The sequence below is a fragment of the Pseudomonas sp. B14(2017) genome, assembly GCF_002113255.1.
In the GTDB taxonomy this organism is placed as follows: Bacteria; Pseudomonadota; Gammaproteobacteria; order Pseudomonadales; family Pseudomonadaceae; genus Aquipseudomonas; species Aquipseudomonas putida_Z.
The window spans coordinates 1-20,941 of sequence record NZ_NEJY01000017.1 but is presented as its reverse complement, the minus strand read 5'-3'; the positions used below and the strand labels follow the sequence as shown (position 1 = coordinate 20,941).

The following is a 20,941-nucleotide window of genomic DNA, read 5'->3' as shown; positions in this document are numbered from 1 at the left end:
CTTATTCAAACCTGAGCGATCCATTTGCGGTGCGTGTGGATCGACATCAGAACGCCAAACGCTGACAGCAGCGTCACCAACGAAGTTCCGCCATAGCTGATGAAGGGCAGCGGCACGCCCACCACGGGCAGAAGGCCGCTGACCATACCGATATTGACGAACACGTATACAAAGAAGGTCATGGTCAGGCTGCCAGCCAGCAGCTTGCCGAACAGGGTCTGCGCCTGGGCGGTGATCATCAGGCCACGGCCGATCAGCAGCAGGTAGACGATCAGCAGCAGGCAGATGCCGACCAGGCCGAATTCCTCGCCGAGCACGGCAATGATGAAGTCGGTGTGGCTTTCCGGCAGGAAGTCCAGGTGCGACTGGGTGCCGAGCAGCCAGCCCTTGCCGAACACACCGCCCGAGCCGATCGCCGCCTTCGACTGGATGATGTTCCAGCCAGTGCCCAACGGGTCGCTTTCCGGGTCGAGGAAGGTCAGTACCCGCTGCTTCTGGTAGTCGTGCATGACGAAGAACCACATCGCCACCGCCACTGGCACCGCAGCTGCCAGCACGCTGAGGATCCAGCGCCAGCGCAGCCCGCCCATGAACAGCACGAAAGCCCCGGAGGCGAGGATCAGCAGCGCCGTGCCCAGGTCGGGCTGGCGCACGATCAGGATGAACGGCACGCCGATCAGCACCAGGCTGATCGCCACATGCTTCAGATGCGGCGGCAGCGTGCGCTTGGACAGGTACCAGGCGATGGTCGCCGGCATGATGATCTTCATGAACTCCGAGGGCTGGAAGCGGATCACCCCGGGGATGTTGATCCAGCGCGTGGCGCCCATGGCGTTGTGGCCCATCACGTCCACCACCACCAGCAACAGCACCCCGGCCAGGTAGGCCAGCGGCACCCAACGGGCCATGAAGCGCGGCTCCAGCTGGGCGATGATGAACATCGACACCAGGCCGATGCCGAACGAGGTGGCCTGCTTGAGCAGCAGGTCCCAGTTCTTGCCACTGGCCGAGTACAGGACAAACAGGCTGCCGGCCGCGAGGGTCAGCAGAATGATCAGCAAAGGGCCGTCGACGTGGATGCGCTGCAGAAAGCTGGCGCGCCGACGCATCACATCCTCGCTGGAGAGCATGCGATCGAAATTGTTCATCACAGGGCTGATTCCTGGGTAACGGTGGCAGGCGCGAACTCGGGCTTGAGCCGGCCGTTTTCGTCAAGCAGCCAGGCGTCCATCACCTGGCGCACCACCGGGGCGGCGACGCCCGAGCCGGACTCACCGTTCTCGACCATCACCGAAACCACGATCTTCGGGTCCTCGGCCGGGGCGAAGGCGACGAACAGGGCGTGGTCGCGGTGGCGCTCCTGGAGCTTGTTGCGGTCGTACTTCTCGCCCTGCTTGATCGCCACCACCTGGGCGGTACCGCTCTTGCCGGCAATGCGGTACTGCGAGCCGATGGCCGCCTTGCGTGCGGTACCGCGGGCGTTGTGCATCACCTGCTCCATGCCATGGGTAACCTTGGCCCAGTCGGATTTGTCACGCAGCACGATGTTTTCCATGGGGTTGTCGTCCACCGGCGGCTGGCCTTCGATGGTCTTGGCCAGGTGCGGGCGGTTCCACACGCCCTTGTTGGCGATCAGCGCAGTGGCCTGGGCCAGTTGCAGCGGCGTGGTCTGCATGTAGCCCTGGCCGATGCCGAGGATCAGGGTTTCGCCGGGGAACCAGGCCTGGCGGCGGGTGGCGCGCTTCCATTCGCGCGACGGCATCAACCCGGCAGACTCCTCGAACATGTCGAGGGAAACCCGCTGGCCGATGCCGAACTTGTTCATGTAGCTGGACAGCCGATCGATGCCCATCTTGTGGGCAAGGTCGTAGAAGTAGGTGTCGTTGGAGCGCATGATCGCGGTGTCCAGGTCGACCCAGCCATCGCCCGAGCGGTTCCAGTTACGGTATTTGTGGTCGTAGTTGGGCAGTTGGTAGTAGCCCGGGTCGAACACCCGGCTGCCGGCATTGACCACGCCGCTGTCCAGGCCGGCGATGGCCACCGCCGGCTTGATGGTCGAACCTGGCGGGTACAGGCCGCGCAGCACGCGGTTGAACAGCGGTCGGTCGATCGAGTCGCGCAGTTCGGCATAGGCCTTGAAGCCGATGCCGGTGACGAACAGGTTGGGGTCGAAGCTGGGCTGACTGACCATCGCCAGCACCTCGCCGGTACGCGGGTCGAGCGCCACCACCGCGCCACGCCGGCCACCCAGGGCGGCCTCGGCGGCCTCCTGCAGCTTGATGTCCAGGCTCAGCACGATGTCCTTGCCCGGTTTCGGATCGGTACGCTTGAGCACCCGCAGCACACGGCCGCGGGCGTTGGTCTCGACTTCCTCGTAGCCCACCTGGCCATGCAGGTCGGCTTCGTAGAAGCGTTCGATGCCGGTCTTGCCGATGTGGTGGGTGCCGCTGTAGTTCACCGGGTCGAGGGTTTTCAGCTCTTTCTCGTTGATCCGCCCCACATACCCCACCGAATGGGCGAAGTGCGCGCCCTGCGGGTAATGGCGCACCAACTGGGCCACCACTTCCACGCCCGGCAGGCGGAACTGGTTCACCGCCACGCGGGCGATCTGCTCTTCGTTGAGTTCGAACAGGATCGGCACCGGCTCGAACGGCCTGCGGCCCTGGCGCATGCGCTTCTCGAACAGGGCGCGGTCGTCGGGCGTCAGTTCCAGCACTTCGACGATGGTATCCAGCACTTCCTGCCAGTTACCCGCACGTTCGCGGGTCATCGACAGGCTGAAGCTGGGCCGGTTGTCGGCGACGATCACCCCGTTGCGGTCGAAGATCAGCCCGCGGGTCGGCGGGATCGGCTGCACATGCACCCGGTTGTTCTCGGACAGCGTCGAGTGATAGTCGTGCTGGATGACCTGCAGGTAGTACAGCCGCGCGATCAGCACGCAAATGAGCAGCATGATCGCCACTGCGCCGACCACGACGCGGTTGCGCACCAGGCGGGCGTCTTTCTCGTGGTCCTTGAGACGGATCGGCTGCGACATCGGACTGCTTACAGGCTCATTTATGGTAAGGATGCCCGGACAACACGGTCCAGGCGCGGTAGATCTGCTCGCCGATGAGTATCCTTACCAATGGGTGCGGCAAGGTCAGCGGCGACAGCGACCAGCGTTGCTCGGCGCGCGCACAGACCTCGGGCGCCAGGCCTTCCGGGCCGCCCACCATCAAATTCACCGTGCGCGCATCCAGGCGCCAGCGGTCCAGCTCGGTCGCCAGTTGCTCGGTACTCCAGGGTTTGCCATGGACCTCGAGGGTGACGATGCGTTCCCCTGGCTGAACCTTGCTCAGCATGGCCTCGCCCTCCTGACGGATCAGGCGGGCGACGTCGGCATTCTTGCCACGGGTGTTCAGCGGGATTTCCACCAGCTCCAGCGACAGCTCGGCGGGCAGGCGCTTGGCATATTCATGCCAGCCTTCCTCGACCCACTTCGGCATGCGCGAGCCGACCGCGATCAGGCGCAGACGCACAGCGCTTCCTTATTCCCGGTCCTTGAGCTTGTCGGAGTACTCGTGGGCATGGTCCGGGCTGTGGTGCTTGCCATCGGCGGCACGGCTTTGCTCGGCACCCTGCCACAGGCGCTCCAGGTCGTAGAACTGGCGGGCAGCGGCGGTCATCATGTGCACGATGACGTCGTTCAGGTCCAGCAGCACCCAGTCGCTGTCGCCCTTGCCTTCTTCACCCAGTGGCTGGGCACCCTTGGCCTTGACCGCTTCGCGGACCTTTTCCAGCATCGCGTTGATCTGGCGGTTGGAGGTACCGGTGGCAATGATCATGTAGTCGGTCAGGCTGTGCTTTTCGCGCACGTCGATGACCTGGATGTCCTGGGCCTTGACGTCTTCCAGCGCTGCCTTGGTCAGGGCGACCAGTTCTTCGCCGTGGATTTTCTGCTTGGTCATATAAAACTCGTTCAACTCGTTGGATGAGGCGCCAGAGGCACCGTCAGTTAGGTGCACGATACAGTTCGTGCGCCTCGATGTAGGCCAGTACGGCGTCCGGCACCAGGAACCTCACCGATTTGCCGCTGGCCAGCAGCTGTCGGATCTGTGTAGCCGACACCGCAAGCGGCGTCTGCCAGACGAACGAAATGTTTCCCGCCGGGCCGGACATGGCGGTGGGATCGCTCTCCGAGCGCGCAGCCAGCAGGTTGCGCAGCTCGTCAGGGGGTTCTACGTCGGCATCCGGGCGTTGCAGCACCAGGATGTGACAGTGTTGCAGCAATTCTTCCCAGCGGTGCCAGCCGGGCAAGCCACAGAAGGCATCCCAGCCCAGCACCAGGAACAGCTGGTCGTTGGCGCCCAGTTCGGCGCGGATCGATTCCAGCGTGTCGATGGTGTACGACGGCTTGTCGCGCGCCAGTTCGCGGGCATCCACGCTCAGGCAGGGCACGCCCTGCACGGCGCCCTGCACCATGGCCAGGCGGTCCTGCGCGGCCACCTGCGGGGTGTCGCGGTGTGGCGGCCGGGCGTTGGGCAGCAGGCGCAGCTCATCCAGCCCCATGAACTCGGCCACTTCCAGCGCGCTGCGCAGGTGGCCGATGTGCACGGGGTCGAAGGTGCCGCCAAGAATGCCGATGCGCCGGACTGCCTGGGCCTTGCTCAACTCAGCAGGACTCCTGGCCGCGCAGCTGGCCGTCGCCGATCACTACGTACTTCTCGCAAGTCAGGCCTTCCAGGCCGACCGGGCCACGGGCATGCAGCTTGTCGGTGGAAATGCCGATTTCCGCACCCAGGCCGTACTCGAAGCCGTCGGCGAAGCAGGTCGGGGTATTGAGCATGACCGACGCCGAGTCGACCTCGGCCATGAACTGGCGGGCTTCACCCTGGTGTTCGCTGATGATCGAATCGGTGTGGTGCGAGCCATAGTGGTTGATGTGCTCGATGGCCTGGTCCAGGCCGTCGACCACACGGATCGACAGGATCGCATCGAGGTACTCGGTGTGCCAGTCGGCCTCGGTGGCCGGCTTGGCGTCGATGATCGCCCGGGTGCGCTCGCAGCCACGCAGTTCGACGCCCTTCTCCTGGAAGCGGCGGGCCATTTCAGGCAGGAAGCGCTCGGCCACCTGCTGGTCGACCAGCAGCGTTTCCATGGCGCCACAGATGCCGTAGCGGTAGGTCTTGGCGTTGAACGCCACACGCCAGGCCTTGTCCAGGTCGGCGTGCTGGCTGACGTAGACGTGGCAGATACCGTCCAGGTGCTTGATCACCGGCACGCGGGCATCGCGGCTGATGCGTTCGATCAGGCCACGGCCACCGCGCGGCACGATGACGTCGACGAATTCCGGCATGCTGATCAGCGCGCCCACGGCTTCGCGGTCGGTAGTCTCGACCACCTGCACCACGGCTGCCGGCAGGCCGGCGGCGGCCAGGCCACGCTGGATGCAGGTGGCGATGGCGCGGTTGGAGTGGATGGCCTCGGAGCCACCACGCAGGATGGTCGCGTTCCCCGACTTCAGGCACAGGCTGGCGGCATCGATGGTCACGTTCGGGCGCGACTCGTAGATGATCCCGATCACCCCCAGCGGCGTGCGCATCTTGCCAACCTGGATACCGGATGGGCGGTAGCTCATGTCGCGGATGGCACCGACCGGGTCCGGCAGGCTGGCCACCTGGCGCAGGCCGGTGATCATGCCGTCGATACGCGCCGGGGTCAGCGCCAGGCGGTCGAGCAGCGCCGGCTCCAGGCCGTTGGCACGGCCGGCGGCCAGGTCCAGCTCGTTGGCAGCGGTAAGCTCGGCACGAGCGGCGTCCAGTGCATCGGCGGCAGCCTGCAGGGCGCGGTTCTTCTGCGCGGTGCTGGCACGGCCGATCACCCGGGAAGCCTCACGGGCAGCGCGACCCAGGCGGGTCATATAGTCAAGAACGGACTCAGTCATGGGTTCGGTGTCTTGGCGAAGGGGAAATCGGCTGATTATAACTGCCGCGCAGGTGTACGCCCAGCGGCGGGTGGCGGATGGTAGAAAATGGCTGGGGGCATTGTGTAGGAAAGATGTAACCGGGGTTATCGAAAAACCCACCATCTGTTGCGGCCTTTTCGCGGGCACGCCCGCTCCCACAGGGATTGCACAAGGCCTGGGACCTCCGAGGTACCTGTGGGAGCGGGCGAGCCCGCGAAAGGGCCGGCACTGCCAACATCCCACTCGATTCAGCCTCGATTAAGCCATTCATTGCTATCATCCCCGCCTCCCAACCGCGAACCGCCCGCATGCCAGCCTTGCCCGACAGCTTTTTCGACCGCGACGCCCAGACCCTGGCCAAGGCCCTGCTGGGCAAGGTCATCCGCCATCGCCACGGCGACCTGTGGCTGGCCGCGCGCATCATCGAGACCGAGGCCTACTACCTCACCGACAAAGGCAGCCACGCCTCGCTCGGCCACACCGAGAAACGCAAGGCGTTGTTCCTCGATGGCGGGCACATCTATATGTACTACGCGCGCGGCGGCGACTCGCTGAACTTCAGCGCCCACGGGCCGGGCAACGCGGTGCTGATCAAGTCGGCCTATCCTTGGCAGGACGCCCGCTCGGGGCCGAACAGCCTGGCACAGATGCAACTGAACAACCCCGATGCCAGCGGCAACCTCCGCCCGGCCGAGCGCCTGTGCGCCGGCCAGACCTTGCTGTGCCGGGCCCTGGGCCTGAAGGTGCCGCACTGGGACGCCCAGCGTTTCGACGCCGAGCGCCTGTACGTGGAAGATTGCGGCAACGTCGTGCCACGGGTGATCCAGGCCACCCGCCTGGGCATCCCGCATGGCCGCGACGAGCACCTGCCCTACCGTTTCGTCGATGCCGAATACGCCCGTTTCTGTACGCGGAACCCGTTACGTCGTGGCCAAGTCGAAGGCCGCGACTTCTTCATTCTCGAACAAGGAAGCTGAACCATGGGCCAATGGCTCGACAGCCTGACCGGCTGGCTCAGCGCCAACCCGCAGTGGCTTGGCCTGGCAATTTTCCTGGTGGCCTGCATCGAGTGCCTGGCCATTGCCGGCATCATCGTGCCAGGCACCGTGCTGCTGTTCGCGGTCGCGGTACTGGCCGGCAGCGGCGCCTTCAGCCTGGGCGAAACGCTGCTGCTGGGCTTTCTCGGCGGCCTGGTGGGCGATGCCTTGTCGTACACGGTGGGCAAGTACTTCCACCAGAATATCCGCCGCCTGCCCCTGCTGCGCCACCATCCGGAATGGATCGGCAGTGCCGAGGCCTACTTCCAGCGCTACGGCATCGCCAGCCTGCTGGTAGGCCGCTTCATCGGGCCGCTGCGGCCGATGCTGCCGATGGTCGCCGGCATGTTCGACATGCCACTGCCGCGCTTCATCGCCGTCAGCCTGGTGGCCGGTGCCGGCTGGGCGGTGGCCTACCTGCTGCCCGGCTGGGCTACCGGCGCGGCCATGCGCCTGCCCTTGCCGGAAGGCTTCTGGCTGGATGCCGGGATCATCGCCGGGACCCTGGCTGTCATCATCGGGCTGAGCCTGAACACCAGCATTCGCGATCAACGCCACGGCACCCGGCTGATCGCCGGCATGAGTTTCCTGGCCTTGGCCGGGGTCTTCCTCGGCTGGCCCTACCTGCACGAATTCGACCAGGGCGTGATGACACTGGTGCAGGAACACCGCAGCCAGGCCATCGATGGCGCCGTGGTGCTGGTGACCCGGCTGGGCGATTTCCGCACCCAGTTGTTCCTCGGCGGCCTGCTGACGGGCCTGCTGCTGCTTGCCCGGCAGTGGCGGCATGCCATGTTCGCTGCGGGCGCGCTGATGGGTACGGCGCTTGCCAACGGCACGCTGAAGTGGCTGTTCGCCCGGGCCCGCCCGGAAGTGCTGAGTGACCCGCTGACCAGCTACAGCATGCCCAGCGGGCACAGTTCGGCGTCGTTTGCGTTCTTTCTGGTGATGGCGGTGCTGGCCGGGCGCGGGCAGCCGCCGCGGATGCGCCTGACCTGGGTGATGCTGGGCTGTATTCCAGCGCTGGCGATTGCCCTGTCACGGGTGTACCTGGGGGCGCACTGGCCGACCGACATCCTCGCCGGGGCCTTGCTGGCGTGCTGTGTGTGCGCGCTCAGCCTGGCACTGGTGCAGCGTCACCAGACCCTGCCAGCCTTGCCGCTGCGGGTGTGGTGGCTGGTGTTGCCGGCGTGTGTCGCATTGCTGGCGTTCTTTGCCATGCATGCGCTGCCGCAGGCTTTGCTGCGGTATCAATATTGATGTCGCCTGTACCGGCCTCTTCGCGGGCTTGCCCGCTCCTACAGGTACCGGCCCGAGAGGGCGCTATCTCTGTGGGAGCGGGCAAGCCCGCGAAGAGGCTGGTATAGGCAACACAGCACTTCAGGCAAACAGCTCTCCCTGAATCCGCTCCAGCAGCTTCTGGATTTCCCCCAACCGCTCCTGTGGCGAGTCGAGGGTCAGCAAATCCAGCTTGTCCTCTTCCATGAACGGCAGCAGGTACGCCAACTGGTTGGCCAACGCCTGGCGCCCGTCCACCGGGCGCGGCATGTCCAGGGCTTCGACCATCGGGTGTTCGCCCAGGGCCACCAGCAGCGCCAGCAGGTCTTCGTCCGCCTCGAGCAACGGGCTGTCCGCCTGCTCCGGCAGCCATTGCACCTGCCCCACCAGCAACTGGTCCTTCTGCACCTCGGTGCTTTCCAGGTTGAAGCGCCGCACACCTTCGACGCGGATACCCAGCAAGCCGTTATCCTGCTGCACGAAGTCACGGATCACCGCCTCGCAGCCGATCGAGGCAACCACCGGCGGCGCCTTGCCGACCTGCTCGCCTTCCAGGATGCACACCACACCAAAACCTTCGCCCCGTTTCATGCAGCGCCCGATCATGTCCAGGTAGCGTGCCTCGAAAATCTGCAAATCGAGGAAACAACCAGGAAACAGCACGGTATTGAGGGGAAACAGCGGTAGCGTCATCACAAGTCCTCAAGCCACCAGGCTGACCGCCAGCGGCAGGAACACCGCCGTGGCCACCCCCATCAGGCTCATCGCCAACGCGGCAAAGGCGCCGCATTCGTCACTTTCCTGCAGGGCCACCGAAGTGCCCACCGCGTGCGCGGTCACGCCCAGAGACATGCCGCGTGCCTCGGGGCTATGCACGCCAAAACGGCTCAGCAGCGCCGGGCCGAAGATTGCCCCGATCACCCCGGTAATCAACACGAACACCGCCGCCAGGGCCGCCACGCCACCGATCTGCTCGGCCACCAGCATGGCGATCGGCGAGGTCACCGATTTCGGCGCCATGGTCATCAGGATCATGTGCTCGGCACCGAACCACCAGCCCAGCAACAGGCAGCACAGCGTGGCGAACAGGCCTCCGACTACCAGCGTAGTAAATGTGGGCCAGAACAGCTGCCGGATACGCCGCAGGTTGAGGTAGAGCGGCACGGCCAGGGCCACGGTGGCAGGCCCCAGCAGGATGTTCATGATTTCGGTGCTCTTGCGGTATTCGCGGTAGTCGATGCCACACACCAGCAACACGCCGATCACCAGCAGCATCGACACCAGTACCGGCTGCAGGAAGATCCAGCGGGTCTTCTCGTAGGCCGCCAGCACCACCTGGTAGGCCCCAAGCGTGATGCCGATACCGAACAAGGGATGATGAACGACCGCATCCAGTGCGCCTTGCCAGTCGAGCATCATGGCTGCTCCTCGCGCCGGCCCTGGCGGTGGATGAGCTTTTGCATCAACACGCCGACGAACACCAGGGTCACCAGGCAGGAGATCAGCAAGGCACCGGCAATGGCCCAGAAGTCGGCGGCGATATCCCTGGCATACACCATCACCCCCACCGCTGGCGGCACCAGCAACAGCGGCAGGTAGCGCAGCAGGCTGCTGGCGGCCTCGTTCAGCGGCTTGCCCACCTCACCACGGGCCATGAGGAAGAACAACAGCAGCAACAGGCCGATGATCGGCCCCGGCAAAAACGGCACCAACAGGTGGTTGATCGCCGTCCCCAGCAGCTGGAACAGCACCAGCCAGGTCAAACCACGCAACAGCATAAGCATCTCCCTCGGGCATGGCCGCCATTATAAGCACGTGCCGCCATATACCGATATTCGTCGAAAAGCGCGCAACTTGACTGAAACGGTTCGCCGTGCTGATCTTGCACTTTCGTACCAACTGACAACCTGGAGAGTCCGCGATGCCCCATGTACCGGTTACAGAGCTTTCGCAGTACGTTGGTAAGGAACTGGGCCACTCGGCCTGGCTGAAGATCGACCAGCAACGCATCAACCTGTTCGCCGAAGCCACGGGCGATTTCCAGTTCATCCATGTCGACCCGGAAAAGGCGGCGAAAACCCCGTTTGGCGGCACGATCGCCCACGGTTTCCTGACGTTGTCGCTGATTCCCAAGCTGATCGAGGACATCCTGGTCCTGCCGGAAGGGCTGAAGATGGTGGTGAACTACGGACTGGACAGTGTGCGGTTCATCCAGCCGGTCAAGGTCGACAGCCAGGTGCGACTGAAGGTGGATTTGGCCGAGGTGACGGAGAAGAGGCCGGGGCAATGGTTGCTCAAGGCGATTGCCACGCTGGAAATCGAGGGAGAAGAAAAACCTGCTTATATAGCTGAGTCGCTTTCCCTCTGTTTTGTCTGATACACCACAGTTTCTGTGGGAGCGGGCATGCCCGCGAAGCAAGCACCGCGGTGGATGGCACGGGCTTCGCCCGTGTTCGCGGGCGCGCCCGCTCCCACAGGGTGCATGCCAGGATTTCAATGTTGTGCAAGGCAGTAGCCCCAACGATGTCCGTGCCTGGCCTCCTCTACAAACCCACCGCACTCGCGTAAACTGCCAGCCTTCGCGCAGCCTAGGGCTGCCCCTGTCGATTTACCAAAGGTGCCCGCCATGCCCTGGCTGCAAGTACGCCTGGCCATCAGCCCGGAACAAGCCGAAACCTACGAAGATGCCCTGCTCGAAGTGGGTGCCGTCTCGGTCACGTTCATGGACGCCGAGGATCAACCGATCTTCGAGCCAGACCTCAACACCACCCCGCTGTGGTCGCACACCCACCTGCTGGCCCTGTTCGAGGCCGATGCCGATCCTGAGCAGGTATTCGCCCACCTGCGCCTGCTGACCGGCGCCGAGCTGCCCGAGCACCAGGCCGAGGTGATCGAGGACCAGGACTGGGAACGCAGCTGGATGGACAACTTCCAGCCGATGCGCTTCGGCCGCCGCCTGTGGATCGTGCCCAGCTGGCACGAGGCCCCGGAACAGGACGCGGTGAACCTGCTGCTCGACCCGGGCCTGGCGTTCGGCACCGGCACCCACCCGACCACCGCCCTGTGCCTGGAATGGCTCGACGGCCAGCAACTCGAAGGCACCCAGGTGCTGGACTTCGGCTGCGGCTCGGGCATTCTGGCCATCGCCGCGCTGCTGCTGGGCGCCCGTGAGGCGGTCGGTACCGACATCGACGTGCAGGCCATCGAGGCTTCGCGCGACAACGCCCAGCGCAACGGCATCGCCGATGAGAAGCTGGCGCTGTACCTGCCCGAGCACATGCCGGCCATGCAGGCCGACGTGCTGGTCGCCAACATCCTCGCCGGCCCGCTGGTGTCGCTGGCACCGCAACTGTCCGGCCTGGTCCGCCCAGGTGGCCTGCTGGCGCTGTCGGGCATCCTCGCCGAGCAGGGTGAGGAAGTGGCCGCGGCCTATGCCGCCGACTTCGAGCTGGACCCGATCGTCGTGCGCGACGGCTGGGTGCGCATCAGTGGTCGCCGCCGTTAAGCGGGCCTAGAATACTTTTCTGCACAGCTCCCGGATTGCCGCATGACCGACAGTTTCGTCACCCAGTGCCCGCATTGCCAGACCAGCTTTCGCGTCACCCACCACCAGTTGAGCGTGGCCCGCGGTGTAGTGCGCTGCGGCCACTGCCTGCAGGTGTTCAACGCCGCAAAGCAGCTGCTGGAGCAGAACCGCGCCGGCGGAGCCAGCGCACCTGTTGTGCCGGCACCGATGCCTGCCGTTCCTGCCGATCCGCTGGCCGAACCGGTGATCGCACCCGAGCCTGTCGCCAGCGAACCCGGCACCACCCCGGACGAGGACTGGGCGCTCACCAACCAGGCGTTGGACGCGCTCGACCTCGACATGGAACTGGAGCGCCTGGAGCGCCGCGGCCAACCGGCCACGGCTCGCCCGGCCAGCCAGGATGACGGCCTGCAGGCGCGGCGTGACGAACTGCACCCGGACGAACATGCCGACGACCTGTTCGGTACGGCTACCGATGAACCGTTCGAACCGCAACCGGCGATAGAAACCGCGCCCGTGCTGCGGGAGCCGGAGCCCTTGGAGCTGGACCTGGAGCCCGCCCCTGGCGAGCGTACCGAGCCGACGCTAGGCGGCAATCTGGACCTGGACATCGACGACGAGCCACCGGTACACCGTGCCGTCGAAATCGATGACCACCCCGAATTCAACGAACCGCTGCGTGCCAGCGATGATGAAGCCCCGGAACAGGGCCTGAGCGCCCGCGACGACGAGCCGCTGGAGCTGCACCTGTCGGCGCGCGATGACGAGCCTGTCGAGCCGCTGCCCGGCGAACGCCTGGAACCAGGCCTTGCCGGCAAAGCCGAGCGCCCGGCGCGCAAGGAGCCGCTGGTCGACGTGGTCGACGACCCGCTGCAACTGGGCTGGGAAAAGCCCGCACCCAACTGGGGCAAGCGCCTGCTGTGGGGCTTCCTGACCCTGCTGGCCGCTGGCTTGCTGGCGTTCCAGTACGTGTGGTTCCACTTCGATGAAATGGCCCGCCAGGACCAGTACCGGCCGCTCTTCCAGCAAGTCTGCCCGTTGGTCGGCTGCGAAGTCCCGACCCGCGTCGATATCGCCCGAATCAAGAGCAGCAACCTGGTGGTACGCAGCCACCCGGACTTCAAGGGCGCACTGATCGTCGATGCGATCATCTACAACCGCGCGCCGTTCGCCCAGCCGTTCCCGCTGCTGGAACTGCGCTTCGCCGACCTCAATGGCCAGCTGATCGCCAGCCGTCGCTTCAAGCCCAGCGAATACCTGTCCGGCGAACTGGCCGGGCGCGGCGAAATGCCCAGCCAGACCCCGATCCACATCGCCCTGGACATCCTCGATCCGGGGCCGAAGGCCGTCAATTACAGCCTGAGCTTCCGCTCGCCGGAATAAACAATATGCCTGTGGGGGCGCTTTGCGCCCCTTTCGCGACACGAGGCCGCTCCCACAGGGGATCGCGTTCGCCTGCAGGAGCGGCCTTGTGTCGCGAAAGGGCTGCAAAGCAGCCCCAAGCCCTCCCCCATACCAAATGTCATAAGCCGACAACTGTTCAGATTTTATCCAAATCCATCTTTATCCGGTCACCGAGAGCGGGTATCATGCCAACCCTTTTTCGAACTCCAAGATTCGGCCCCACAACAGGGATCACCTATGTCGGCGGTACGCATCGGCCCATACACACTACGTAACAACCTGATCCTCGCGCCCATGGCCGGGGTCACGGACCAGCCTTTCCGTACACTTTGCCAGCGCCTGGGCGCCGGCATGGTAGTGTCGGAAATGGTCTCCAGCGACATGAGCCTGTGGAACAGCCGCAAGTCGAGCCTGCGCCGCATCCATGAAGGTGATCCCGAGCCACGCTCGGTGCAGATCGCCGGTGGTGATGCGCAGATGATGGCAGCGGCGGCAAAGGCCAACGTCGAAGCAGGCGCCCAGATCATTGATATCAACATGGGCTGCCCGGCAAAAAAAGTCTGCAACAAAGCCGCAGGCTCTGCTTTATTGAGAGATGAAGCCTTGGTCAGCGAGATTCTCCACGCCGTGGTCGGCGCCGTGGACGTCCCGGTGACCCTGAAGATCCGCACCGGCTGGGACCGGGCGAACAAGAACGGCCTGAACGTGGCGAGGATCGCCGAGCAGGCCGGCATCCAGGCGCTGGCGGTGCATGGCCGCACACGCGCCGACCTGTACACCGGCGAAGCCGAATACGACACCATCGCTGCCATCAAGCAGGCGGTGTCGATCCCGGTTTTTGCCAACGGCGATATCACCTCGCCAGAAAAGGCCCGGGCGGTGCTGGACGCCACCGGGGTAGATGGCCTGTTGATCGGCCGGGCCGCCCAGGGGCGGCCATGGATCTTTCGCGAGATCGAGCATTACCTGCGCACTGGCGAACACCTGCCAGCGCCGCAGCTGGAAGAAGTGGAACGCATCCTGCTGGAGCACCTGGCCGCGCTGCATGCCTTCTATGGCGATGTGATGGGCGTACGTATCGCCCGCAAGCACGTTGGCTGGTACCTGGCAACACGACCCGGCGGCAAGGAGTTTCGCTCCCGGTTCAACGCTTTGGAAGACACACAAGCGCAGTGCGCCAACGTTCGCGCGTTTTTCAGCGAACGTCGACAGAGCCTTGAGACAGAGGACGGACAAGGGGTGGCCGCATGACGATGATGACCGAGACATTTGTGAGTGGAACAACGCCCGTGAGCGACAACGCCAACCTGAAACAGCACCTCAACACGCCGAGCGAAGAGGGCCAGACCCTTCGCGACAGCGTCGAGAAGGCGCTGCACAACTACTTCGCCCACCTGGAAGGCGCGACCGTGACGGACGTGTACAACCTGGTGCTCTCCGAAGTCGAGGCGCCCCTGCTCGAAAGCGTGATGAACTACGTGAAGGGCAACCAGACCAAGGCCAGCGAGATGCTCGGGCTGAACCGAGGCACCCTGCGCAAGAAGCTCAAGCAGTACGACTTGTTGTAAGCCAGAATCCCAACCAGAAAAGGCGGCTCCCTGAACAGAGGCGCCTTTTTTGCTGACTCCACCGCGTTATTGGAACCCGAAATGACCGACCAGACTACCCGCCTGCCAGTCCGCCGCGCCCTGATCAGCGTCTCCGACAAGACCGGTATCCTCGAATTCGCCCGTGAGCTGCAGCAGCTCGGTGTCGAGATCCTGTCCACCGGCGGCACCTACAAGCTGCTCAAGGACAACGGCGTCAACGCGGTGGAAGTGGCCGACTACACCGGCTTCGCCGAAATGATGGATGGCCGGGTCAAGACCCTGCACCCGAAAATCCACGGTGGCATCCTCGGCCGTCGCGGCACCGACGACGCCATCATGAACGAGCACGGCATCAAGCCGATCGACCTGGTAGCAGTCAACCTGTACCCGTTCGAAGCCACCATTTCCAAGCCTGGCTGTGATCTGCCGACCGCCATCGAGAACATCGACATCGGCGGCCCGACCATGGTCCGTTCGGCTGCCAAGAACCACAAGGACGTGGCCATCGTGGTCAACGCCAGCGACTACGCCGGCATCGTCGAAGGCCTCAAGGCCGGTGGCCTGACCTACGCCCAGCGCTTCGACCTGATGCTCAAGGCGTTCGAGCACACCGCCGCCTACGACGGCATGATCGCCAACTACATGGGCACCATCGATCAGGCCAAAGAGACCCTGAGCACTGAAGACCGCAGCGAATTCCCGCGCACCTTCAACAGCCAGTTCGTCAAGGCCCAGGAAATGCGCTACGGCGAGAACCCGCACCAGAGCGCGGCGTTCTACGTGGAAGCGAAAAAAGGCGAAGCCAGCGTTTCCACCGCCATCCAGCTGCAGGGCAAGGAACTGTCGTTCAACAACGTGGCCGACACCGACGCCGCACTGGAGTGCGTGAAGAGCTTCGTCAAGCCGGCCTGCGTCATCGTCAAGCACGCCAACCCATGCGGCGTGGCCGTGGTACCTGAAGACGAAGGCGGCATCCGCAAGGCCTACGACCTGGCCTATGCCACCGACACCGAGTCGGCGTTCGGCGGCATCATCGCCTTCAACCGCGAGCTGGACGGCGAAACCGCCAAGGCCATTGTCGACCGCCAGTTCGTCGAAGTGATCATCGCCCCGAAAATCTCCCAGGCTGCCCGCGACGTGGTTGCCGCCAAGCAGAACGTACGCCTGCTGGAATGCGGCGAGTGGCCAGCCGAGCGCGCTGCCGGCTGGGACTTCAAGCGCGTTAACGGTGGCCTGCTGGTGCAAAGCCGCGATATCGGCATGATCACCGCCGATGACCTGAAGATCGTCACCAAGCGTGCGCCTACCGAGCAAGAGATCCACGACCTGGTGTTCGCCTGGAAAGTGGCCAAGTTCGTCAAGTCCAACGCCATTGTCTACGCCAAGCAGCGCCAGACCATCGGCGTCGGCGCCGGCCAGATGAGCCGCGTCAACTCCGCGCGCATTGCTGCAATCAAGGCCGAGCATGCCGGCCTGCAGGTGCAGGGCGCAGTCATGGCGTCGGACGCGTTCTTCCCGTTCCGTGACGGCATCGACAATGCGGCTAAAGTGGGTATCAGCGCCGTGATCCAGCCGGGTGGTTCGATGCGTGATGCCGAGGTGATTGCTGCTGCTGACGAAGCCGGCATCGCCATGGTCTTCACCGGTATGCGCCACTTCCGCCACTAATTACGCGGATCCCGGGCAAGCGGCGATCCTGTGGGAGCGGGCGTGCCCGCGAATACGATGGTGAATTCACCGCCGCATTCGCGGGCACGCCCGCTCCCACAGCGTTCCCCACCAGCCTCGGGATCACCTGAATCGAGGTTTTGACATGAAAGTTTTGATCATCGGCAGCGGCGGCCGTGAGCACGCCCTGGCCTGGAAAGTCGCCCAGGACCCACGCGTGGAGAAAGTCTTCGTTGCCCCGGGCAACGCCGGCACCGCCATTGAAGCCAAGTGCGAGAACGTCGCCATCGACGTGTGCGCCCTGGAGCAACTGGCTGACTTCGCCGAGAAGAACGTCGACCTGACCATCGTCGGCCCGGAAGCACCGCTGGTCATCGGTGTGGTCGACCTGTTCCGCAGCCGCGGCCTGGACTGCTTCGGTCCGACCAAGGGCGCGGCCCAGCTGGAAGGCTCCAAGGCCTTCACCAAGGACTTCCTGGCGCGTCACAAGATCCCGACCGCCGACTACCAGAACTTCACCGAAATCGAGCCGGCGCTGGCCTACCTGCAGGAAAAAGGCGCGCCGATCGTGATCAAGGCCGACGGCCTGGCCGCGGGCAAGGGCGTGATCGTCGCCATGACCCTGGAAGAAGCCGAAGCCGCCGTGCGTGACATGCTGGCCGGCAACGCCTTCGGCGATGCGGGCTCCCGCGTGGTGATCGAGGAGTTCCTCGACGGCGAGGAAGCCAGCTTCATCGTCATGGTCGACGGCCAGAACGTGCTGCCCATGGCCACCAGCCAGGACCACAAGCGCGTCGGCGACCAGGACACCGGCCCGAACACCGGCGGCATGGGTGCCTACTCCCCTGCCCCGGTGGTCACCGCCGAAGTGCACCAGCGCGTGATGGACCAGGTGATCTGGCCGACCGTGCGCGGCATGGCCGAGGAAGGCAACGTCTACACCGGCTTCCTCTACGCCGGCCTGATGATCGACAAGGCGGGCAACCCCAAGGTCATCGAGTTCAACTGCCGCTTCGGCGACCCTGAGACCCAGCCAGTCATGCTGCGCCTGGAGTCGAGCCTGGTGCTGCTGGTCGAGGCCGCATTCGCCAAGGCGCTGGACAAGGTCGAAGCACAGTGGGACCCGCGCCCGAGCCTGGGCGTGGTACTGGCTGCCGGCGGCTACCCGGGCGACTACGCCAAGGGTGACGTGATCAATGGCCTGGACGCTGCCGCGAAGATCGAAGGCAAGGTGTTCCACGCCGGTACTGCGCTCAAGGATGGCAAGGTGACCACCAACGGCGGCCGCGTGCTGTGTGCCACCGCCATGGGCAGCACCGTTGCCGACGCGCAGCAGCAGGCTTACCGCCTGGCCAAGGAAGTAAGCTGGAACGGCAGCTTCTACCGCACCGACATCGGCTACCGGGCCATCGCCCGCGAGCGCGGTGAGCACCAGCAGTAAGTTGTACCGGGCTGCCGCAGCGCGCTCCAGCACCTTGCGCCTGCGGCATCCGGCTCGTCGACAGGGCCCCGAGGGGCCTTGCCTTCGACTTGGCGCGCCGCGCATAGTTAATACCCGGCACCTTGGCTAAGAAGGGATTTCGTAGTGCGTCGGCTTCGGATTGCCTCAGCTCTGATCGTCAGCTTGCTGACCTTGCTCTGTATGTTCCCGGCTGCGGCCGAACATGACGGAGGCTGGGCCGTTCTGCTCGACGAACAGGCCAACCTGCAACTGAGCGACGTGCGCTCCGAGCGTTACCGCAACCAGTTCAGCCCGCTGGTACTCGCCGACCTGGATGCCGCCCCTGCGGAACAGGCCCTGTGGCTGCACTACCGCCTGGAGCCCGGCGAGCAGGAACAACTGCTGCGGGTTTTCGCCCCAGACCTTTCTGGCCTGGACCTCTACGCCCTCGAGGGCGACAAGCTTCTGCGTCAGCTGCACCACGGGCGCCAGGCCGGCAATGCCAGCCCGACCCTGCGTGGCAGCGACCATGTACTGCCCCTGCCCAACAGCAAGCACCCCCTGGATATCTACCTGCGCCTGGTTTCCGAGCACCAGCTGCGCCCGGCCATCAGCCTGGAGCCTGCGGCCGTGGCAGCCTCCGACCAGCGCCAGCCACTGCTGTTCGGCATGCTGTTCGGCGGCCTGGTGATGCTGATCATGCACAACCTGATCCGCTTCCTCTACAGCCGCTCCAGCACCACCCTGATCCTGGCGCTGTACCACGGCCTGATGCTGCTCAGCGGCCTGATCCTGCTGAACCTCAGCGGCCCCTGGTGGCACGTGTGGCACAGCGCGCAAACGCCCGCCGCATACCTGACGCTGGTCCTGGCCGGCCTGGCCGGGCTGTGTTTCACCCAGCATTTCTTCTCGCCATGCAACTCGCCACGGCTCAACCGCCTGCTGCAGGGCGAGATGCTGGTGGTCGGGTTGAGCGGGTTGGTGCTGCTGTTCGTCGACACCCTGCCCCTCAACCTGATGACCTACGCCCTGATGGCCCTGGGCAGCGTGAGCATGCTGCTGGTCAGCAGCTACCACTGGTACAAGGGCTATGCACCCGCACGCCTGTTCAGCCTGGCCATGGTGGTGTTCAACCTCGGTGGGCTGGTGCTGCTGCCAGCGCTGCTGGGCCTGACCCGTACCTCGACGCCCTGGCTGCTGTGCATCCTGCTGGGGCTGACCGTGGCCAGCGGCCTGCTGCTCAACCTGGCAGTCAGCGAACGCCTGCGGCGCATGAGCGAGGAGCGCTTCAGCGCCAGCCGCGCCCTGGCTGCCAGCGATGCCGAAATCAACGCCAAGGCCGAGTTCCTGGCCAAGATCAGCCACGAAATCCGCACCCCCATGAACGGTGTGCTGGGCATGACCGAGCTGCTGCTGGGCACGCCGCTGTCGGTCAAGCAGCGCGACTACGTGCAGACCATTCACAGCGCCGGCAACGAACTGCTCACGCTGATCAACGAGATTCTCGACATTTCCAAGCTGGAATCCCGGCAGATCGAACTCGATGATGTGCAGTTCGACCTCAACGCGCTGATCGAAGATTGCCTGAACATCTTCCGCGCCAAGGCCGAACAACAGAACATCGAACTGATCAGCTTCACCCAGCCGCAGGTACCACGGGTGATCAGCGGCGACCCGACGCGCCTGCGCCAGGCCTTGTCGAGCCTGCTGGAGAATGCCCTGAAAAACACCGACCAGGGCGAGATCCTGCTGGTAGTGGCGCTGGACCAGCGCGGCGAGGTACCGCGCCTGCGCATCGCCGTGCAGGACAGCGGCGAACCGTTGCCCGCCGCTGACCGCGAAGCCCTGCTGCAGGCCGAGTTGCACAGCCACCACTTCCTGTCCAGCAACAAGCTGGGCGGCCACCTGGGGCTGGTCATCGCCAAGCAGCTGATCGGCCTGATGCAGGGCGAGTTCGGCATCAAGAGCAGCTCCGGCATGGGCAACACCCTGTGGCTGACGCTGCCGCTGGACCCTTCGCGCCTGGAACAGCCACCGGCCGACCTGGAAAGCCCGCTGCGCGATGCTCGCGTACTGGTGGTGGACGACAACGATACCTGCCGCAAGGTGCTGGTACAGCAGTGCAGTGCCTGGGGCATGAACGTCAGCGCGGTCCCGTCGGGCAAGGAAGCCCTGGCCCTGCTGCGCACCAAGGCCCACCTGCGCGACTACTTCGATGCCGTGCTGCTGGACCAGAACATGCCAGGCATGACCGGCATGCAGCTGGCCGCCAAGATCAAGGAAGACCCGAGCCTGAACCACGACATCCTGGTGGTGATGCTCACCGGCATCAGCAACGCGCCGAGCAAGGTCATTGCGCGCAACGCCGGGGTCAAGCGGATCCTCGCCAAGCCGGTGGCCGGCTACACGCTGAAAACCACCCTGGCCGAAGAACTGGCCCAGCGCGGCCGCGAGCAAGCCATACCAGCCAGTTTGCCCGGCATCCCCCAGGCACTGGACCTGCCCGGCGATTTCCGCGTGCTGGTCGCCGAGGACAACAGCATCTCGACCAAGGTGATCCGCGGCATGCTCGGCAAGCTCAACCTCGAGCCCGACACCGCCAGCAATGGCGAAGAGGCCTTGCAGGCGATGAAGGCGCAGCGCTATGACCTGGTGCTGATGGACTGCGAAATGCCGATACTGGACGGCTTCTCGGCCACCCAGCAGCTGCGCGCCTGGGAAGCGGCCAACCAGCGCCAGCGCACCCCGGTGGTGGCGCTGACCGCGCACATACTTGCCGAACACAAGGAACGCGCCCGCCTGGCGGGCATGGACGGGCACATGGCCAAACCGGTGGAACTGTCGCAGTTGCGAGAGCTGATCCAGTACTGGGCCAATCACCGGGAAGCCAAGGTGGATCCGGCGCCTGCTTCCTGATCTGTACTGCCTGTACTGGCCTCATCGCCGGCAAGCTGAACTGGCCTAATGATCCCGGACACCTCTTAAGGGCGATATGATTCGCCCAATCAGGAGGTTCCATGCAAGAACGAAAGACCTACACCCGCGAGTTCA

General features: G+C 64.7%; 19 protein-coding genes. 10 read left to right on the top strand and 9 right to left on the bottom strand.

The window, feature by feature from the left end; translation table 11 throughout:
* Positions 1 to 5: 5 nt before the first annotated feature.
* From rodA to CAG34_RS18045, 6 genes are read right to left on the bottom strand one after another with little or no spacing between them, the layout of a single operon-like run.
* Complete coding sequence (gene rodA, locus CAG34_RS18070) at positions 6 to 1,109, bottom strand: rod shape-determining protein RodA (RefSeq protein ID WP_015271941.1); 1,104 nt, start codon at positions 1,107 to 1,109, stop codon at positions 6 to 8.
* A gap of 38 nt (positions 1,110 to 1,147) precedes the next feature.
* Positions 1,148 to 3,037 carry a penicillin-binding protein 2 gene (gene mrdA, locus CAG34_RS18065; RefSeq protein WP_025340768.1) on the bottom strand — a complete coding sequence of 630 codons (1,890 nt, stop codon included), beginning with the start codon at positions 3,035 to 3,037 and terminating at the stop codon, positions 1,148 to 1,150.
* Between the two features lie 16 nt (positions 3,038 to 3,053).
* Complete coding sequence (rlmH, locus tag CAG34_RS18060) at positions 3,054 to 3,521, bottom strand: 23S rRNA (pseudouridine(1915)-N(3))-methyltransferase RlmH (protein ID WP_003249722.1); 468 nt, start codon at positions 3,519 to 3,521, stop codon at positions 3,054 to 3,056.
* Positions 3,522 to 3,530: 9 nt separating this feature from the next.
* A complete protein-coding gene (rsfS, locus tag CAG34_RS18055; protein ID WP_013974359.1) occupies positions 3,531 to 3,950 on the bottom strand; it encodes a ribosome silencing factor in 420 nt (139 codons plus the stop codon).
* Between the two features lie 43 nt (positions 3,951 to 3,993).
* Positions 3,994 to 4,653, bottom strand: a complete 660-nt coding sequence (gene nadD / locus CAG34_RS18050; RefSeq protein WP_075046481.1) for a nicotinate-nucleotide adenylyltransferase — start codon at positions 4,651 to 4,653, stop codon at positions 3,994 to 3,996.
* A gap of 1 nt (position 4,654) precedes the next feature.
* Positions 4,655 to 5,926 carry a glutamate-5-semialdehyde dehydrogenase gene (locus CAG34_RS18045; protein WP_025340770.1) on the bottom strand — a complete coding sequence of 424 codons (1,272 nt, stop codon included), beginning with the start codon at positions 5,924 to 5,926 and terminating at the stop codon, positions 4,655 to 4,657.
* Between the two features lie 329 nt (positions 5,927 to 6,255).
* Here CAG34_RS18045 and CAG34_RS18040 point away from each other — a divergent pair, with 329 nt between their 5' ends.
* Both CAG34_RS18040 and CAG34_RS18035 read left to right on the top strand, forming a co-directional pair.
* The gene (locus tag CAG34_RS18040) at positions 6,256 to 6,924 is read left to right on the top strand and encodes a DNA-3-methyladenine glycosylase (protein ID WP_085591743.1); all 669 of its coding nucleotides are present in this window, start codon (positions 6,256 to 6,258) and stop codon (positions 6,922 to 6,924) included.
* A 3-nt stretch (positions 6,925 to 6,927) separates the two neighbouring features.
* Complete coding sequence (locus CAG34_RS18035) at positions 6,928 to 8,244, top strand: bifunctional DedA family/phosphatase PAP2 family protein (protein WP_025340772.1); 1,317 nt, start codon at positions 6,928 to 6,930, stop codon at positions 8,242 to 8,244.
* A gap of 120 nt (positions 8,245 to 8,364) precedes the next feature.
* Here the strand turns inward: CAG34_RS18035 and CAG34_RS18030 are convergent, their stop codons facing one another.
* From CAG34_RS18030 to CAG34_RS18020, 3 genes are read right to left on the bottom strand one after another with little or no spacing between them, the layout of a single operon-like run.
* The gene (locus tag CAG34_RS18030; protein ID WP_025340773.1) at positions 8,365 to 8,955 is read right to left on the bottom strand and encodes an LON peptidase substrate-binding domain-containing protein; all 591 of its coding nucleotides are present in this window, start codon (positions 8,953 to 8,955) and stop codon (positions 8,365 to 8,367) included.
* Between the two features lie 9 nt (positions 8,956 to 8,964).
* Entirely contained in the window at positions 8,965 to 9,681 is a 717-nt protein-coding gene (locus tag CAG34_RS18025) for an LrgB family protein (protein WP_025340774.1), read from the bottom strand.
* Entirely contained in the window at positions 9,678 to 10,040 is a 363-nt protein-coding gene (locus tag CAG34_RS18020) for a CidA/LrgA family protein (RefSeq protein WP_084785276.1), read from the bottom strand. The genes CAG34_RS18025 and CAG34_RS18020 overlap by 4 nt, the downstream gene beginning before the upstream one ends.
* 143 nt (positions 10,041 to 10,183) lie before the next feature.
* Here CAG34_RS18020 and CAG34_RS18015 point away from each other — a divergent pair, with 143 nt between their 5' ends.
* From CAG34_RS18015 to CAG34_RS17980, 8 genes are all read left to right on the top strand, one after another.
* Positions 10,184 to 10,639 carry a MaoC family dehydratase gene (locus CAG34_RS18015; protein WP_075046487.1) on the top strand — a complete coding sequence of 152 codons (456 nt, stop codon included), beginning with the start codon at positions 10,184 to 10,186 and terminating at the stop codon, positions 10,637 to 10,639.
* 249 nt (positions 10,640 to 10,888) lie between these two features.
* Positions 10,889 to 11,767, top strand: coding sequence for a 50S ribosomal protein L11 methyltransferase (prmA, locus tag CAG34_RS18010; protein WP_025340777.1), 879 nt, complete (start codon positions 10,889 to 10,891; stop codon positions 11,765 to 11,767).
* Between the two features lie 42 nt (positions 11,768 to 11,809).
* Positions 11,810 to 13,171 carry a DUF3426 domain-containing protein gene (locus tag CAG34_RS18005; protein WP_085591612.1) on the top strand — a complete coding sequence of 454 codons (1,362 nt, stop codon included), beginning with the start codon at positions 11,810 to 11,812 and terminating at the stop codon, positions 13,169 to 13,171.
* Positions 13,172 to 13,429: 258 nt separating this feature from the next.
* Positions 13,430 to 14,443, top strand: coding sequence for a tRNA dihydrouridine synthase DusB (gene dusB / locus CAG34_RS18000; RefSeq protein ID WP_085591610.1), 1,014 nt, complete (start codon positions 13,430 to 13,432; stop codon positions 14,441 to 14,443).
* Positions 14,440 to 14,760, top strand: coding sequence for a DNA-binding transcriptional regulator Fis (gene fis, locus CAG34_RS17995; RefSeq protein ID WP_012274390.1), 321 nt, complete (start codon positions 14,440 to 14,442; stop codon positions 14,758 to 14,760). Before dusB ends, fis begins: the two co-directional genes overlap by 4 nt.
* Positions 14,761 to 14,841: 81 nt before the next feature.
* Entirely contained in the window at positions 14,842 to 16,449 is a 1,608-nt protein-coding gene (purH, locus tag CAG34_RS17990) for a bifunctional phosphoribosylaminoimidazolecarboxamide formyltransferase/IMP cyclohydrolase (RefSeq protein WP_075046491.1), read from the top strand.
* A gap of 145 nt (positions 16,450 to 16,594) precedes the next feature.
* A complete protein-coding gene (gene purD, locus CAG34_RS17985) occupies positions 16,595 to 17,890 on the top strand; it encodes a phosphoribosylamine--glycine ligase (RefSeq protein WP_075046492.1) in 1,296 nt (431 codons plus the stop codon).
* 144 nt (positions 17,891 to 18,034) lie between these two features.
* Positions 18,035 to 20,806, top strand: coding sequence for a hybrid sensor histidine kinase/response regulator (locus CAG34_RS17980; protein ID WP_085591608.1), 2,772 nt, complete (start codon positions 18,035 to 18,037; stop codon positions 20,804 to 20,806).
* Positions 20,807 to 20,941: the final 135 nt, after the last annotated feature.